Origin of the sequence: Nocardioides sp. N13(2025), from assembly GCF_051912545.1 — a bacterium.
Lineage (GTDB): Bacteria > Actinomycetota > Actinomycetes > Propionibacteriales > Nocardioidaceae > Nocardioides.
On the sequence record NZ_CP196809.1, the window covers coordinates 371,589 to 386,619 of the forward strand.

14 protein-coding genes are annotated in these 15,031 nt (G+C 70.8%); 4 read left to right on the plus strand and 10 right to left on the minus strand.

The window, feature by feature from the left end:
* Window positions 1–3: 3 nt before the first annotated feature.
* Window positions 4–585: a mismatch-specific DNA-glycosylase gene (locus ACS3YM_RS01840; RefSeq protein ID WP_439938345.1), complete on the plus strand. Its 582-nt coding sequence runs from the start codon at window positions 4–6 to the stop codon at window positions 583–585.
* Between the two features lie 19 nt (window positions 586–604).
* Here the strand turns inward: ACS3YM_RS01840 and ACS3YM_RS01845 are convergent, their stop codons facing one another.
* From ACS3YM_RS01845 to ACS3YM_RS01885, 9 genes are all read right to left on the minus strand, one after another.
* Window positions 605–1,966 (minus strand): transaminase, encoded by a 1,362-nt coding sequence (locus ACS3YM_RS01845; protein ID WP_439938346.1) that lies wholly within the window; start codon window positions 1,964–1,966, stop codon window positions 605–607.
* A 7-nt stretch (window positions 1,967–1,973) separates the two neighbouring features.
* Entirely contained in the window at window positions 1,974–3,428 is a 1,455-nt protein-coding gene (locus ACS3YM_RS01850; protein WP_439938347.1) for an NAD-dependent succinate-semialdehyde dehydrogenase, read from the minus strand.
* A complete protein-coding gene (gene gabT / locus ACS3YM_RS01855) occupies window positions 3,428–4,792 on the minus strand; it encodes a 4-aminobutyrate--2-oxoglutarate transaminase (RefSeq protein ID WP_439938348.1) in 1,365 nt (454 codons plus the stop codon). The genes ACS3YM_RS01850 and gabT overlap by 1 nt, the downstream gene beginning before the upstream one ends.
* Complete coding sequence (locus ACS3YM_RS01860; RefSeq protein ID WP_439939818.1) at window positions 4,789–6,060, minus strand: saccharopine dehydrogenase family protein; 1,272 nt, start codon at window positions 6,058–6,060, stop codon at window positions 4,789–4,791. The genes gabT and ACS3YM_RS01860 overlap by 4 nt, the downstream gene beginning before the upstream one ends.
* A 29-nt stretch (window positions 6,061–6,089) precedes the next feature.
* A complete protein-coding gene (locus tag ACS3YM_RS01865) occupies window positions 6,090–6,992 on the minus strand; it encodes an ABC transporter permease (RefSeq protein WP_439938349.1) in 903 nt (300 codons plus the stop codon).
* Between the two features lie 10 nt (window positions 6,993–7,002).
* Window positions 7,003–7,914, minus strand: a complete 912-nt coding sequence (locus ACS3YM_RS01870; RefSeq protein WP_439938350.1) for an ABC transporter permease — start codon at window positions 7,912–7,914, stop codon at window positions 7,003–7,005.
* A 7-nt stretch (window positions 7,915–7,921) separates the two neighbouring features.
* On the minus strand, window positions 7,922–9,022 hold the full coding sequence (locus ACS3YM_RS01875) for an ABC transporter ATP-binding protein (RefSeq protein ID WP_439938351.1): 1,101 nt from the start codon (window positions 9,020–9,022) through the stop codon (window positions 7,922–7,924).
* A 1-nt stretch (window position 9,023) separates the two neighbouring features.
* The gene (locus tag ACS3YM_RS01880; RefSeq protein ID WP_439938352.1) at window positions 9,024–10,274 is read right to left on the minus strand and encodes an ABC transporter substrate-binding protein; all 1,251 of its coding nucleotides are present in this window, start codon (window positions 10,272–10,274) and stop codon (window positions 9,024–9,026) included.
* Window positions 10,275–10,342: 68 nt separating this feature from the next.
* Entirely contained in the window at window positions 10,343–11,788 is a 1,446-nt protein-coding gene (locus tag ACS3YM_RS01885; RefSeq protein ID WP_439938353.1) for a gamma-aminobutyraldehyde dehydrogenase, read from the minus strand.
* 198 nt (window positions 11,789–11,986) lie between these two features.
* On the opposite strand from ACS3YM_RS01885, the gene ACS3YM_RS01890 reads away from it, so the two are divergent.
* The 3 genes from ACS3YM_RS01890 (at window position 11,987) to trmB (ending at window position 14,623) form a co-directional block, all read left to right on the plus strand.
* On the plus strand, window positions 11,987–12,445 hold the full coding sequence (locus ACS3YM_RS01890; protein ID WP_439938354.1) for an Lrp/AsnC family transcriptional regulator: 459 nt from the start codon (window positions 11,987–11,989) through the stop codon (window positions 12,443–12,445).
* Window positions 12,442–13,833 carry an aspartate aminotransferase family protein gene (locus ACS3YM_RS01895; protein ID WP_439938355.1) on the plus strand — a complete coding sequence of 464 codons (1,392 nt, stop codon included), beginning with the start codon at window positions 12,442–12,444 and terminating at the stop codon, window positions 13,831–13,833. Before ACS3YM_RS01890 ends, ACS3YM_RS01895 begins: the two co-directional genes overlap by 4 nt.
* A 64-nt stretch (window positions 13,834–13,897) precedes the next feature.
* Window positions 13,898–14,623: a tRNA (guanine(46)-N(7))-methyltransferase TrmB gene (trmB, locus tag ACS3YM_RS01900; protein WP_439938356.1), complete on the plus strand. Its 726-nt coding sequence runs from the start codon at window positions 13,898–13,900 to the stop codon at window positions 14,621–14,623.
* A 7-nt stretch (window positions 14,624–14,630) separates the two neighbouring features.
* Here trmB and ACS3YM_RS01905 read toward each other — a convergent pair whose 3' ends face one another.
* Entirely contained in the window at window positions 14,631–15,017 is a 387-nt protein-coding gene (locus ACS3YM_RS01905; protein WP_439938357.1) for a hypothetical protein, read from the minus strand.
* Between the last annotated feature and the right edge of the window lie 14 nt (window positions 15,018–15,031).

Here is a 15,031-nt window from a genome sequence, read left to right on the forward strand (position 1 = left end):
GTCATGGGGTTCACCAAGGCCGAGCTGGAGTCCTACCGCGACGTGGAGGTGCCGGACCTCCTCCCGGCGCACGACGAGCCGCTGCGCCTGCTGTTCGTCGGGATCAACCCCGGGCTCTGGACCGCCGCCACCCAGTCCCACTTCGCCCGTCCGGGCAACCGCTTCTACCCCGCGCTGCTGCGTGCCGGGATCCTGGCGCAGCCCATCGACCCAGCCGCGGGCATGAGCGCGCACGACCGCGACGAGCTGCGGCGGCGCGGGATCGGCATCACCAACGTGGTCGCGCGGGCGACGGCCCGGGCCGACGAGCTCACAGGGGAGGAGCTGCAGGAGGGCGGTCGGCGACTGCGGGCGCTCGTGGCCGAGCGGCGCCCGCGCGTCGTGGCGGTGGCCGGGATCACCGCCTACCGCACGGCGTTCGGCGAGCGCCTCGCACGCGTCGGTGAGCAGGGCGTGCGGTGGGGCAGCTCGCGCGTCTTCGTGGTCCCCAACCCCTCGGGGCTCAACGCCCACGAGACGGTCGACACGCTTGCGACTGCGTACGCCGAGGCTGCCCGGGCGGCGGGCGTGCTCAGCAGCACCTAGCCCGCAGGCGAGGCAGACGTCAGCCGAGCAGCGCCTCCACCGCGCTGCGGAAGGCGGAGGTGTGGGCGTCGACGTCGGCCGCAGTGTGGAAGGGCGAGAAGAGCGACATGTTGTGGAAGGGCGCCAGCAGCACGCCGCGGTTGACCGTCCAGAGGTGGAAGAAGGCGTCGAGCTCCTCGTCGACGGCAGCCGCCGCCTCCGCACCGGTGCGCGGCGGCGGGCAGAACCAGTACTCGGCGCGGCACCCGAGCCGCTGCACGTGCCAGGGCAGGTCGTGCTCGTCGATGACGCCCTGGATCCCCGCGGTGAACCGCTCGGCCAGGGGGATGGCCACGTCGAAGTCCTCCTGGCGCAGCGCGGTCGACAGGGTGGCCCGCACCGCGGCCATGGCCAGCGCCGACCCGGAGAGGGTCCCGCCGACCCCGGCCACGTCGATGTCGTGGCCCAGCATCGGGCCCTCGAGGCGTGCCGCGACCTCGGCGGTCATGCCGTAGGCGGCGACGGGGATCCCACCGCCGATGGGCTTGCCGATGACGACGAAGTCCGGCTCGAGGTCCCAGGCCGCGGTCGCACCGCCGGGTCCGGCGCAGATCGTGTGCGTCTCGTCGTTCACCAGCAGCACCCCGTGGCGGCGGGTGATCTCGCGGACCGCGGCCAGGTAGCCCTCGTCGGGCAGCACGATGCCGATGTTGGTGAGGGCCGGCTCCATGAGCAGGCAGGCGACGTCACCCTCGGCCAGGCGGGCCTCGAGGGCGTGGAGGTCGTTGAACGGCACCACCGCGGTCGTCTGGGCCACGTCGACCTGCGGGCCGAGCGCTCCGGGACGTGCCACCACGCGGTCACCGGCCCGGCCGTGCTCGAGGACGCCCAGCGTCTCGTCGACCGTGCCGTGGTAGCACCAGTCCATGACCGCGATCCGCGGCCGACCGGTGAGGTGGCGCGCGAAGCGCAGCACGAACCGGTTGGCGTCGGTGGCGGTCATCGCCATCTGCCAGCGGGGGAGTCCGAAGCGGCGGCTCAGCTCCGCGGCCACCCAAGCGGCGTCGGTCGAGGGCAGCATCGTGGTGATGCCGCGCTCGGTGCGCTCGCGCACGGCCTCGGCGACCGCCGGCAGGCAGTGCCCGGTCATCGAGCCGGTGTCGCCGAGGCAGAGGTCGACGTGCTCGATGCCGTCCACGTCGGTGAACCGCCCGCCCCCGGCCGACTCCACGAACAGCGGGAAGGACCCCGGCCACCGCGTCATCCACGGCATCGGCACGCCGGCGAGCAGGTGCTCGGCGGCCTCGGCGGCGAGCTTCGCCGAGGTCGGGTGCAGGTCGACGAACCGCTGCTCCTCCTCGGCGTTCAGGGCGGCCAGCCGCGCGCGGTCGATGCTCGTCACGGCCGGCTCACAGCGCGCTGCCGACGTACTTCGTCTCGAGGTACTCCTCGATGCCCTCGAAGCCACCCTCGCGACCGAAGCCGGAGTGCTTGACGCCGCCGAAGGGCGCCGCCGGGTTGGACACGATGCCGGTGTTGACCCCGACCATGCCGAACTCGAGGGCCTCGCTGACGCGCAGCACCCGGGCGTGGTCGCGGGTGAAGACGTAGGCCACCAGGCCGTACTCCGTGTCGTTGGCGCGGGCGATGACCTCGTCCTCGTCGCTGAAGGTGGACACGGGCGCGACCGGTCCGAAGATCTCCTCGCGGAAGACCCGCGCCGTGGCCGGTACGTCGACCAGCACGGTCGGCGGGTAGAAGTGGCCGGGCCCCTCGGGGACCGCGCCGCCCACGAGCGCCCGGGCGCCGGCCGAGACCGCGTCGTCGACGAGCTCGTGCACGCCGGCGCGAGCCTTGGCCGTGATCAGCGGGCCGACGTCGACGCCGTCCTCGGTGCCGTCGCCGACGGTGAGGCCGCCCATCCGCTCGGCCAGCCGGGTGGAGAACTCCTCGGCGACGGACTCGTGGACCAGGAAGCGGTTGGCCGAGGTGCAGGCCTCGCCGATGTTGCGCATCTTGGCGAGCATCGCTCCGTCGACGGCCGCGTCCAGGTCGGCGTCGTCGAAGACGACGAAGGGCGCGTTGCCGCCGAGCTCCATCGAGACCCGCAGCAGCTGCTCGGAGGCCTGCCCCACCAGCACCTTGCCGACCGCGGTCGACCCCGTGAACGTCAGCTTGCGCAGCCGGGGGTCCCGGATGATCGGCTCGCAGACCCCGCCGGAGTCGGTCGTGGTGACCACGTTGAGCACCCCCGCGGGGAGCCCGACCTCCTCCATCAGGGCGGCGAGGGCCAGCATCGTCAGCGGCGTCTCGTGCGCCGGCTTGACGACCATGGTGCAGCCGGCGGCGATGGCCGGACCGATCTTGCGGGTGCCCATCGCCAGCGGGAAGTTCCACGGCGTGATCATCAGGGTCGGGCCGACGGGGGCCTTCATGGTGATCAGCCGGGTGTTGCCGGCAGGTGCGGGGGAGTAGCGGCCGTGGATGCGGACCGCCTCCTCGGAGAACCAGCGGAAGAACTCGGCGCCGTAGGTCACCTCGCCCTTCGCCTCCGCCAGCGTCTTGCCCATCTCGAGGGTCATCAGGCGGGCGAAGTCGTCGGCGCGCTCGGTGAGCAGCTCGAAGGCGCTGCGCAGGACCTCGCCGCGCTTGCGCGGCTCGGTGGCCGCCCACTCCTTCTGGGCCTCGGCCGCGGCCGCGAGCGCCAGCTCCCCGTCGGCCGGGGTCGCGTCGGCGATGCGGGTCAGCACCTGGTCGTCGGCGGGGTTGGTCACCTCGAAGGTGGCCCCGCCGCTGGCATCGACCCACTTCCCGCCGATGAGCAGCTGGGTGGGCACGTCGTCGATCACGGTCTCGGTCGCCATCACTCCACCTTGCCACGCTGGTCGGAGGCGACGGCCTGGTCGAAGGCCGCCTCGAAGACGTCGAGGCCCTCCGCGAGCAGCTCGTTGCCGATCGCGAGCGGGGGGAGGAAGCGGAAGACGTTGCCGAACGTCCCGCACGTCAGCGTCACCAGGCCCTGCGCGGCGCAGGCCCGGTGCACGGCACCGGCCAGCGCGGCGTCGGGCGTACGACCGGGGCCGTCGGCCACGAGCTCGACCGCCAGCATCGCGCCGCGACCCCGGACGTCGCCCACGCGGTCGGGATGGCGCTCGGCCAGCGCGCGCAGCCGCGGCAGGAAGATCGCCTCGATCTCGCGGGCACGTCCGGGGAGGTCCTCCACCTCCATGGTCTCGATGGCGGCCAGGGCCGCGGCGCACGCGACCGGGTTGCCGCCGTAGGTGCCGCCGAGGCCGCCGACGTGGACGGAGTCCATGATCTCCGCGCGCCCCGTCACGGCGGCGAGCGGCAGCCCGCCGGCCATGCCCTTGGCGGTGGTCACCAGGTCGGGCACCACGCCCTCGTGGTCGCACGCGAACCAGTCACCGGTGCGGGCGAACCCGGTCTGGATCTCGTCGGCGATGAAGAGGATCCCCTGCTCACGGCACCAGTCGGCCACCCGAGGCAGCCAGCCGGGCGGCGGCACGATGAAGCCGCCCTCGCCCTGGATCGGCTCGATGAGGACCGCGGCGCAGTTGTCCTCGCCCACCCGCGTGTGGACCGTGGTGACGAAGGCGTCGAAGGCCTCGTCGGCGCACGCTTCCGCCCCTCCGGGCCACCGGTAGGGGTAGGCCATGGGGGCACGGTAGATCTCGCCGGCGAACGGTCCGAAGCGGTGCTTGTAGGGCATGTTCTTGGCGGTCAGCGCCATCGTCAGGTTCGTCCGGCCGTGGTAGGCGTGGTCGAACACGACGACGGCGTCGCGGCCGGTGTGGTGGCGCGCGACCTTGACCGCGTTCTCCACGGCCTCCGCGCCGGAGTTGAACAGTGCCGAGCGCTTCTCGTGGCTGCCGGGGGTGAGTGCGGCGAGCTTCTCGCAGACCGCGACGTACTCCTCGTAGGGCGTGACCATGAAGCAGGTGTGGGTGAAGTCGGCGACCTGGCGCTGCACCGACTCGACCACGCGCGGCGCGGCGTTGCCCACCGTGGTCACGGCGATGCCGGAGCCGAAGTCGATGAGCTGGTTGCCGTCGACGTCACGCAGGATCCCGCCGCCGGCCTGCTCGACGTAGACCGGCAGCGTGGTCCCGACACCGGCCGAGACGCTCGCGACCTTGCGTGCCTGCAGCGCCTGCGAGCGCGGGCCAGGGATCTCGGTGGCCAGGATGCGTTCCTGGGAGAGCGTCATGTTCGGTCCTCCATTCCCCACGGAGAGCCGTAGCCCTCGGGCTTGGGTGTGGCGAGCAGGTCGAGGAAGGGCTTCGGTGGCAGTGCCTCGGGGCCGAGCACGCCGGTGCCCGACCAGGTGCCGGCGGCCAGCAGCTCGAGTGCGACGACCGGGTTGATCGCGGTCTGCCACACCACGCACTGCGCGCCGTAGTCGCGCATCGAGTCGGCGTTGTCGACCACGTGGTAGAGGTACGTCGAGCGCGGGGCACCGTCCTTGCCGGTGCCGGTGACATGCACCCCGGCGCACGTCTTGCCCTCCATGCGCGGGCCGATGGTCGCCGGGTCGGGCAGGCAGGCGGCGACCACGTCGCGCGGGGAGACCAGCACGCCCTTGACCGACACCGGCTCGACGGCGTCGAGCCCGAGGGCGTGCAGGGTGCGCAGGATGGTGATCATCTCCTCGCCCAGGCCGTACTTGAAGGTGACCCGGTCCGCGTCGAGCCAGCGAGGCATGAGGAGCACCTCCTCGTGCTCCACGTGCACGCACTCGACCGGGCCGATGCCCGCGGGGAAGTCGAAGACCTCCGGCTCGGAGAAGGGCGGCAGCGTGAAGAAGCCCTTCTCGAGGTCGCCGCCCCCGCGCTCCCGCTCCCACACCACGGGCGGGTTGAGGCACTCCTCGATGATGGTCCACATCGAGAAGCCGGGGGCGAAGACCTCGTTGCCGTCGTCGTCGCGGATCACCAGGTTGGCGCCGTCGCGGGTGCCGAGCTCGTCGATGTGGTCGAAGAGCTCGTCGGCGGCGTAGCGCGCGAAGACGTCGGAGAGACCCGGCTCGACACCGATGCCGAGCAGGGCCAGGCGGCCGGCGGCCTCCCACTGGTCGGCACGGGCGAACTGCTCGTCGCCGAGCTTGACCCCGACCTCCTCGTAGGGAGCCTCCGGGTGGCGCACCGACAGGCTCATCGCCATGTCGAGGTAGTCGGCGTCGGCCGCCAGCGCACCGGTGAAGATCGGCATCACGAAGCGCGGGTCGACGGCGTTGAGGACGTGCGTGGCCCGCACCTGCCTGGCGAGGGCGGTCACCGCGTCGGCGTCGGAGGCGTCGACCTGCGCGGCGGAGAACCGCTCGTCGCCGGTGCGCCGCTCCCGGGCGGCCGCGACCGTGCGCTCGGCACGAGCGAGGTCGTGGTCGGCGACGACCCAGGCCTCGAAGAAGTCGCGCTCGACCGCGATCCGGGCGGCTGCGTCCCCGACGCCGCCGGCCCCGACCATCAGCACGCGCATCGGATCGGACCCCGACTCGGACATCGGCCTCACTCCTTGATCTTGGACGACCGCACGGAGCTCACGACCTGCGCGCCGATCACGAGCAGGACGGCGATCACGAACATCGAGAAGCCGATGACGTTGGCCTCGGCGGGGATGCCGCGGCGCGAGGCGACGTAGACGAACTTGGGGAACGTGGACTCGTTGCCGGAGACGAAGTTGGTGATGATGAAGTCGTCGAAGGACAACGAGAAGGCGAGCATCGCGGCGCCCAGGATGCCGGGCAGGATCAACGGGAAGGTGACCTTCCAGAACGTCTGCATCGGGCTGGCGTAGAGGTCCTGCGCGGCCTCCTCGATCCGGGGGTCGAGGGACTGGATGCGGGCCTTCACCGTCACCACCACGAAGCTCAGGCAGAACATGATGTGGGCGAAGACGATCGTGGCGAAGCCCAGGCTGATGCCGATGTTGGCGAAGCCCTGCACGAAGATCGTCAGCAGCGCGGCGCCCATCACGATCTCGGGGGTCGCCATGGGCACGAAGATCAGCACGTTGCTCGCGCCCTTGCCGCGGAAGCGGTAGCGCACCATGGCGAGGGCCATCAGCGTGCCGAGGACCGTGGCGACGACGGTCGAGATCGCCCCGACCTGCAGCGAGGTCACCAGCGACTCGCAGGCCCCAGCGACCCGGCACGGGTCCTGCCAGTGCTTCCAGGTGAAGCCCTGCCACACGATGTTGGTCTTGCCGTGGTCGTTGAAGGAGAACGCGAACGTGTAGGCGACCGGCAGGAAGAGGTAGAGCAGCACCAGGATCGCGGACAGCATCGCGAAGTGGTTGGCCAGCCAGAGCTGGACGCGCTTGGCGGCGGACGGCCGGTAGGGGGGCGAGGCCGGGCTGCCGGTCGGGCCGCCCGTCGGGCTGCTGGTCGGGGTCCGGGTCGAGGTCGTCATCGTGGTCTCCTCACACCAGCTCGTCGGTGCCGAAGCGGCGCACGTAGAGGAACACCATCACCAAGATGGCGGCCATGAGCGTGAACGACAGTGCCGCGGCCACCGGGTAGCCGCCCGGGATGGCGAGGAACTGGTCGTTGATGACGTTGCCGACCATCTTCCCCCGCTGGGGACCGAGCAGCTCCATGTTGACGAAGTCGCCGGCCGCCGGGATGAACGTGAGCAGGGTGCCGGCGAGCACGCCGGGCATCGACATCGGCAGGGTCACGGTGCGGAACGTCGTGAACCCGTTGGCGTACAGGTCGCCACCGGCCTCGATCACGCGCGGGTCGGCGCGCTCGAGGGACGCGTAGATCGGCAGCACCATGAAGGGCAGGAAGTTGTAGGTGAGCCCGGCGACCACCGCGACCGGGGTGTTGATGATGTGGCCGCCCGGCAGCAGGTGCAGGAAGTCGAGCGAGCGGGCCACCCAGCCCTCGTCGGACAGGATCTGCGACCACGCGAAGGTCCGCAGGATGAAGGAGGTGAAGAAGGGCGCGACGACGCAGATCATCATCAGGTTGCGCCAGCGTCCGGCCTTGAACGCCATCGCGTAGGCCAGCGGGTAGGCCACGACGAACGCCAGGAACGTCGCGAGCCCGGCGTAGAGGAAGGATCGCGCGAAGTGCGGCGCGTAGTCGGTGAGCGCGCTGGCGTAGTTCTCGAAGTTGAGGTCGCGGTAGTAGTAGCCGGGGAACCCCGGGTAGCGGCTCTGCAGGCTCACCGTGGCCAGCTGCACCAGCGGCAGGACGAAGAAGACGCCGAGCCACAGGGCGCCGGGCAGGAGCAGCAGGTAGGCCGTCCAGCTGCGCTTCGTGGTCTCCGGGGCGGGGGCCGCCGGGTGCACCTCGGGGTCGCCGGCCACGTGGGCGAGGGCGCTCATGGGGTGATCACGACTCCTCGACGGGCACGCCGAACGCGTGCCCGGGGTTCCAGGTCAGCCAGACCTCGTCGCCCGGTCGCAGGTCGAGGGGCTCCACGTCCAGGTTCTGCTCGTAGCAGCTCCACGTCGCACCGCTCGGCATGTCGACCAGGTAGCTGGTGGCGACGCCCAGGAACGACACGTCGCGCACCACACCGCGTACGTCGTTGCCGGCGCCCTCGGGCTGGGTGCGCGAGACCGTCACCTTCTCGGGGCGTACGCCGAAGAGCACCTCGCCGTCGTGCACCTGGGCGCGCGACTTGAGGATCTTCACCGGCGTGCCGAGGACGTCGGCCACGAGGTGGTCGCCGTCGGTGTCCTTGATCGTGCCGACCCCGGTGTTGGCCTGGCCGAGGAAGTTGGCCACGAAGCGGGTGCGCGGCAGGTCGTAGAGCTCCGCCGGCCCGCCGAGCTGCTCGATCCGGCCCTTGTTCATCACCGCGACGGTGTCGGCCATGGTCATGGCCTCCTCCTGGTCGTGGGTGACGTGGATGAAGGTGAGGCCCACCTCGGTCTGGATGCGCTTGAGCTCGACCTGCATCTCTCGGCGCAGCTTGAGGTCGAGCGCGCCGAGCGGCTCGTCGAGCAGCAGCACCTCGGGGTGGTTGACCAGGGCCCGTGCCAGGGCGACCCGCTGCTGCTGCCCGCCGGAGAGCTGGGCGGGCTTGCGCGTCGCGAGCTGCGACATCTGCACCAGCTCGAGGGCGTCGTCCGCGAGCTTCGCGGCGTCCGCCTCCTTGCGGCGCTTGGGGCCGAAGGCGACGTTGTCGCGGATGGTCAGGTGCGGGAACAGCGCGTAGGACTGGAACACGGTGTTGACCGGACGCTCGTAGGGCCGCGACCCGGTGAGGTCGGTGTCGCCGATCATCACCCGGCCGGCCGTGGGCTGCTCCAGACCGGCGATCATCCGCAGCGTGGTGGTCTTGCCGCACCCCGACGGTCCGAGCAGGGCGAAGAACGAGCCGCGGGGGACGTGCAGGTCGATGTCGTCGACCGCGGTGAAGTCGCCGAAGGACTTGGTGACGCTGTCGAGCTGGAGGTCGCCGCGCGCCTCACGGAATCCGGCCATGTCAGTTCCCCATCACCTTCGTGGACCACAGGTCGGCGAACTCGATGTCCTCGTCCGCGTCCAGCACCCGGAAGGCCTGGATGTTGTTGTCGGCGATGTAGTCGGCCGTCGGGAAGATGAAGGGACTCTCGGCCAGGTCGGGGTCGATCTTCTCCATCTCGGCCTGCGCGCCGTCGACGGGACAGACGTAGTTGACCCACGCAGCGACCTGCGCCGCCACCACCGGGTCGTAGTAGTAGTCCATCAACCGCTGGGCGTTGCGCCGGTGCGTGGAGGTGATGGGGACCATCATGTTGTCCGACCAGAGGGTGCCGCCGGACTCGGGGATGGTGAAGGTCCAGTTGGGGTCGTCGGTGTCGTAGGCCAGGACGAAGATGTCCCCGCTCCAGGTGATGCCTGCGACCGCGTTGCCGCTGGTGAGGTCCTCCATGTAGGAGTTGCCCTTCACCTTGCGGATGTAGCCCTCCTCGATCTTCTGCTCGATGAAGTCGAGCGCCTTCTCGAACTCCGCCTTGCCCCAGTCGCTGTCGATGTCGACGCCCTGCGACTGCATGACGAGCCCGGCGGTGTCGCGGAACTCCGAGAGCACCACGATCCGGCCCTTGAGGTCGTCGGCCCACAGGTCGTCGAGCGACTTCAGCTCGCGCCCGACCTTCGCCTTGTTGTAGCCGATGCCGGCGAAGCCGCTCTGCCAGGTGATGGAGTGCGTACGGCCGGGGTCGAAGGACACGTCCTTGAGCGGCTGGAGCAGGTTGCTCACCACGTTGGGCATCTGGATCAGCTCGAGGGGCTGGCACAGCTGGTCGCGGATCACGCGGGACGCCATCCAGTCGGTGAGGGTGAAGATGTCCCGGTCGATGCTCTGGTCAGCGCGCAGCTGCGGGCCGACCTTCGCGTAGTAGGAGTCGTTGTCGTCGATGTCCTCGGTGTAGCTGACCTCGATGCCGGTCTCCTGCGTGAAGGCCTCGAGCGTCGGTGACTTCGTCTCCTTGCCGTTCATGTCGATGTATGCCGTCCAGTTGGCCCACTTGACGATCTTCTCGGTGTCGGAGACGTCCTTCGGCAGGTCGAGGCTGGCCACCCCGCCGGCCGGGGGCTCGGGGGGCGCGCACCCGGTGAGGGCGAGGCCGGTGCCGGCTGCCAGGCCGGTGCCGAGGAGCGCCCGGCGGCTCAGGCCGCCGGTCATCGCCTGGGTCACTGCGGCCGCCGGCGGCGCCAGAGGGCGCCGGGCGCGGCGCGGGATGGGTGTCATCAGTTCAAGTCCTCCGGTCGACCCCGAGCTGCTCTGGTGTGGTGCTGTGCTGATCCGTGCTGCGTGCGTCAGCTCTCGATGTTGGCCATGACGTGCTTGATGCGGGTGTAGTCCTCGAAGCCGTACATCGACAGGTCCTTGCCGTAGCCGGACTTCTTGTAGCCGCCGTGCGGCATCTCCGCGACCAGCGGGATGTGGGTGTTGATCCACACGCACCCGAAGTCGAGGGCCTTCGACATCCGCATCGCGCGGCCGAAGTCCTTGGTCCACACCGACGACGCGAGGCCGTAGTCGACGCCGTTGGCCCAGCGGATGGCCTCGTCCTCGTCGGTGAACCGCTGCACGGTGATGACCGGCCCGAAGATCTCGTCCTGGATCGCCTCGTCGTCCTGCAGCAGGCCGGAGAGGACCGTGGGCTCGAGGTAGAAGCCGTCGCCGAGGTCCGTACGCCGGTTGCCGCCCGCCGACACCGTCGCGTGGGACGGCAGGTTCTCGATGAACCCGTTGACGCGGGCCAGCTGGGTGGCGTTGTTCACCGGCCCGAAGAGCGCGTCCTCGTCGTCGGGGAGCCCGACCGGGGCCGAGCTCCTGGCGTAGTCGGCGAGGGCGGCGACGAAGTCGTCGTGGATGCGCGGCGCGGCCAGGACGCGGGTCGCCGCGGTGCAGTCCTGCCCGGCGTTGAAGTAGCCGGCGATCGCGATGCCCTCGACCGCGGCCTCGATGTCGGCGTCGTCGAAGACCACCACCGGGGCCTTGCCGCCGAGCTCGAGGTGCACGCGCTTGATGCTGGGCGCGGCGCTCGCCGCGACCTCGGCGCCCGCGCGGACCGACCCCGTGATCGCCACCAGGCCCGGGGTGGGGTGCTCGACGAGGAGGCGCCCGGTCTGGCGGTCCCCGGTGACGACGTTGAGCGTCCCGGTCGGGAGGAACTCCGAGGCCAGCTCGGCCAGGCGCAACGTGCTCTCGGGCGTCGTGTCGCTGGGCTTGAGCACGACCGTGTTGCCGGCGGCGAGCGCCGGACCGATCTTCCACACAGCCATGAGCAGCGGGTAGTTCCACGGGGTCACCTGGCCCACGACGCCGATCGGCTCGCGGCGGATCCACGACGTGTGCCCGGCCATGTACTCGCCGGCGGCCTTGCCCTCGAGGACCCGCGCAGCCCCGGCGAAGAAGCGGAGCTGGTCGACCATCGGGGGGATCTCCTCGCTCGCGGTGAGCGCCTTGATCTTCCCGGTGTTCTCGGACTCGAGACTGATGAGCTCCTCGGCGTGCTCCTCGATCGCGTCGGCGATCTTCAGCAGCGCCTGCTGGCGCTCGCTGGGCGTCGTACGCCCCCACTCGCCGAAGGCCCGGTCCGCTGCCGCGTAGGCCGCGTCGACCTCCTCCGCCCCGCTGACGGGGGCCTGGGCCACGACCTGTCCGGTCGCCGGGTTGACGACGTCGCTCGTCGCCACGTCACCGGAGTCGACGTAGGCGCCGCCGATGAAGTTGCGCAGCGTGCGTGGGCTGGTCACGGTGGAGTCCTCCCGGTCGAGGTGCGGGTGAAGGGAGAGTAGGACGGGTGGCGGACCAATCTCCATAGTCCGAGCCAAATAAAGTGCGGGAATCGCAGAATTAACTGCACGGAAATGCGGAATCCGCGCTCGGTGGCTTGCGACAAGCCGCCGGGCACAGCACCATGGGCCCCATGAACGAGGAAGCGGAGCGCGGGCATGAGTGACGGACCCGTGCGGCTCGACGCCACCGCCAAGCGCATCATCGAGCTCCTCCAGGAGGACGGCCGCATCTCGTACGCCGCGATCGCCAAGGCGGTGGGCCTGTCGGAGGCCGCGGCCCGCGCGCGCGTCCAGAAGCTGCTCGACTCCGAGATCATGCAGGTCGTGGCGGTCACCGACCCCACCCAGGTCGGGTTCACCCGCCAGGCGATGATCGGCGTGCGCACCGAGGGCGACCCCATGAAGGTGGGGGACCGGCTGGCGCAGGTGAGCGAGGTCGACTACGTCGTCACCACCGCCGGCAGCTTCGACCTCCTCGTCGAGGTGGTGTGCGAGGACGACCCGCACCTCCTCGAGGTCATCCGTCAGGTCCGCGAGCTCGAGGGCGTGGTCTCCTCGGAGACCTTCGTCTACCTCAAGCTCAACAAGCAGCACTACAACTGGGGAACGCGATGAGCCTCCAAGGCAACGACCGTGACACCTTCGACTACCAGAGCGCCGGGCGCGACCACCTGTGGTTGCACTTCACCCGGCACTCGACCTACGAGAAGGGCGGCGAGATGCCGCTCATCGTCCGGGGCGAGGGACACAAGATCTGGGACAGCCACGGCCGTGAGTACATCGACGGCCTGGCCGGCCTCTTCGTCGTCCAGGTCGGCCACGGCCGCGAGGAGCTGGCCGAGGCGGCCGCCCGCCAGGCCAAGGAGCTGGCCTTCTTCCCGTTGTGGTCCTTCGCCCACCCGCGTGCGGTCGAGCTGGCCGACCGGATCGCCGCGATGGCCCCCGGAGACCTCAACCGTGTCTTCTTCACGACCGGTGGCGGCGAGGCCGTGGAGTCGGCGTGGAAGCTCGCCAAGCAGTACTTCAAGCTCACCGGCAAGCCCAACAAGCACAAGGTGATCTCCCGGGCGGTGGCCTACCACGGCACGCCCCAGGGTGCCCTGTCCATCACCGGCATCCCGCCGCTCAAGGAGATGTTCGAGCCGCTGGTCCCGGGGGCCCACAAGGTGCCCAACACCAACTTCTACCGTCGTCCCGAGTTCGTCGGTGACGACGAGAAGGCGTTCGGCCGGTGGGCCGCCGACCGGATCGGCGAGGCCATCGAGTTCGAGGGCCCCGACACGGTCGCGGCGGTGTTCCTCGAGCCCGTGCAGAACGCCGGCGGCTGCTTCCCGCCGCCCCCGGGCTACTTCGAGCGGGTCCGCGAGATCTGCGACGAGCACGACGTCCTGCTGGTCTCCGACGAGGTCATCTGCGCCTTCGGGCGGGTGGGGGAGATGTTCGGGGCGACCGAGTTCGGCTACCAGCCCGACATCATCACGTGCGCCAAGGGCATGACCTCCGGCTACTCGCCGATCGGCGCGATGATCACGAGCGACCGGCTCTTCGAGCCGTTCAAGCAGGGCACCAACGCCTACGCCCACGGCTACACCTTCGGCGGTCACCCGGTCTCCTCGGCCGTGGCGATGGCCAACCTCGACATCTTCGAGCGCGAGGGCCTGGTCGAGCACGTCCAGCAGAACGCCCCGGCGTTCCGGGCGACGCTCGAGAAGCTGCTCGACATCCCGATCGTCGGTGACGTGCGGGGCCACGGCTACTTCTACGGCATCGAGCTGGTCAAGGACCGCGACACCAAGGAGACCTTCGACGAGGCCGAGTCCGAGCGGCTGCTCCGCGGCTACCTCTCCGGAGCGCTGTGGGAGGCCGGGCTCTACTGCCGGGCCGACGACCGCGGCGACCCTGTCATCCAGCTCGCGCCGCCACTGATCATCGGCCAGCCCGAGTTCGACGACATCGAGCAGCGGCTGCGCTCGGTGCTGACGGGAGCCCTCGACCACCTCTGAACCTCCCGCGTCGCCCCGGTCGCTGATGTGCGTCCGGCGGGGGTGAGCGGGGAGGATGGCCGGCGTGAACGACGTCGTACGCCCTGCCCGCCCGCACCACAAGCTCACCGAGGACGGGCGTCGCATGCGCGAGGTCCTCACCTACTCGCGCCGGGGCAACCGGTTCACCCCGCGACAGGCGGAGTCGTGGGCTGCGCACCAGGCCGACTGGGTGATCCCCGAGGAGGCAGTGGACCAGCCCGGCTTCTCGCTGGCCGAGCGCTTCGGCCGTGAGGCTCCGCTGATCGTGGAGATCGGGTCGGGCATCGGTGAGGCGACGGCCGTCCTCGCGGCGGCGCGGCCCGACCACAACGTGCTGGCGCTCGAGGTGTGGCTGCCGGGGGTGGCCGACTCCCTGTGGCGGGTCGCCGAGGCGGGGGCGGACAACGTCCGGTTCTGCTCGGTCGACGCCGTGTGGTCGCTCGAGCACCTGCTGGAGCCGGCCAGCCTCGCGGAGCTGTGGACGTTCTTCCCCGACCCGTGGCGCAAGACCAAGCACCGCAAGCGTCGCCTGGTCAACCCGGCCAACGCGGCCCTCGCCTCGTCCCGGCTCGTGCCCGGGGGGGCGTGGCGCCTGGCGACGGACTGGGCCGACTACGCCGACCAGATGCTCGAGGTCCTCGACGCCGAGCCCACCCTCGAGGGCGGTCGGGTCGAGCGCTGGGCCGAGCGCCCCGTGACACGCTTCGAGCGCAAGGGCGTCGACGTCGGTCGCGACATCGTCGACTACCTCTACCGTCGCACCGCCTGAGAGGGGCTCAGTCCAGGGCGAGCCCGGCCTCCCGCAGGACGTGCTCGAGGCGTAGTCGCTCGGCCTCACGGTCCGTGCCCTCCCGCAGGTCGCTCAGGGTGTCGGGCACCCCGAGTGCGTGCGCGGCCTGCACCAGCAGGTCCTCGTACGCCGCCGTGGCGCCGCGCCGCTTCGCCATGGTCGTCCCGGGTGCGGGGGAGAGCGCCTGTGCGCGCAGCCGGCGCAGCGCACGCGCGAGGTCCTCGATCGCGGGCCCGTCCGGCGCCGGCGGCGACGGGACGACCCGGTCGTGCGCGCGCCGCCAGGCCCGGGCGATCTCGTCCTGGCACAGGAACAGCGCGAACGCCGTTCCCAGCATCAGCGTGCAGATGACGAGCCCGACCACGCCGGCCATCCTCCGACGGTAGG

Coding starts and splice junctions, on each gene's coding strand:
- ACS3YM_RS01840 (WP_439938345.1), top strand. CDS start 4: ATGGGGTTCACCAAGGCCGAGCTGGAGTCCTACCGCGACGTGGAGGTG.
- ACS3YM_RS01850 (WP_439938347.1), bottom strand. CDS start 3,428: ATGGCGACCGAGACCGTGATCGACGACGTGCCCACCCAGCTGCTCATC.
- gabT (WP_439938348.1), bottom strand. CDS start 4,792: ATGACGCTCTCCCAGGAACGCATCCTGGCCACCGAGATCCCTGGCCCG.
- ACS3YM_RS01860 (WP_439939818.1), bottom strand. CDS start 6,060: ATGCGCGTGCTGATGGTCGGGGCCGGCGGCGTCGGGGACGCAGCCGCC.
- ACS3YM_RS01865 (WP_439938349.1), bottom strand. CDS start 6,992: ATGACGACCTCGACCCGGACCCCGACCAGCAGCCCGACGGGCGGCCCG.
- ACS3YM_RS01870 (WP_439938350.1), bottom strand. CDS start 7,914: ATGAGCGCCCTCGCCCACGTGGCCGGCGACCCCGAGGTGCACCCGGCG.
- ACS3YM_RS01875 (WP_439938351.1), bottom strand. CDS start 9,022: ATGGCCGGATTCCGTGAGGCGCGCGGCGACCTCCAGCTCGACAGCGTC.
- ACS3YM_RS01880 (WP_439938352.1), bottom strand. CDS start 10,274: ATGACACCCATCCCGCGCCGCGCCCGGCGCCCTCTGGCGCCGCCGGCG.
- ACS3YM_RS01890 (WP_439938354.1), top strand. CDS start 11,987: ATGAGTGACGGACCCGTGCGGCTCGACGCCACCGCCAAGCGCATCATC.
- ACS3YM_RS01895 (WP_439938355.1), top strand. CDS start 12,442: ATGAGCCTCCAAGGCAACGACCGTGACACCTTCGACTACCAGAGCGCC.
- ACS3YM_RS01905 (WP_439938357.1), bottom strand. CDS start 15,017: ATGGCCGGCGTGGTCGGGCTCGTCATCTGCACGCTGATGCTGGGAACG.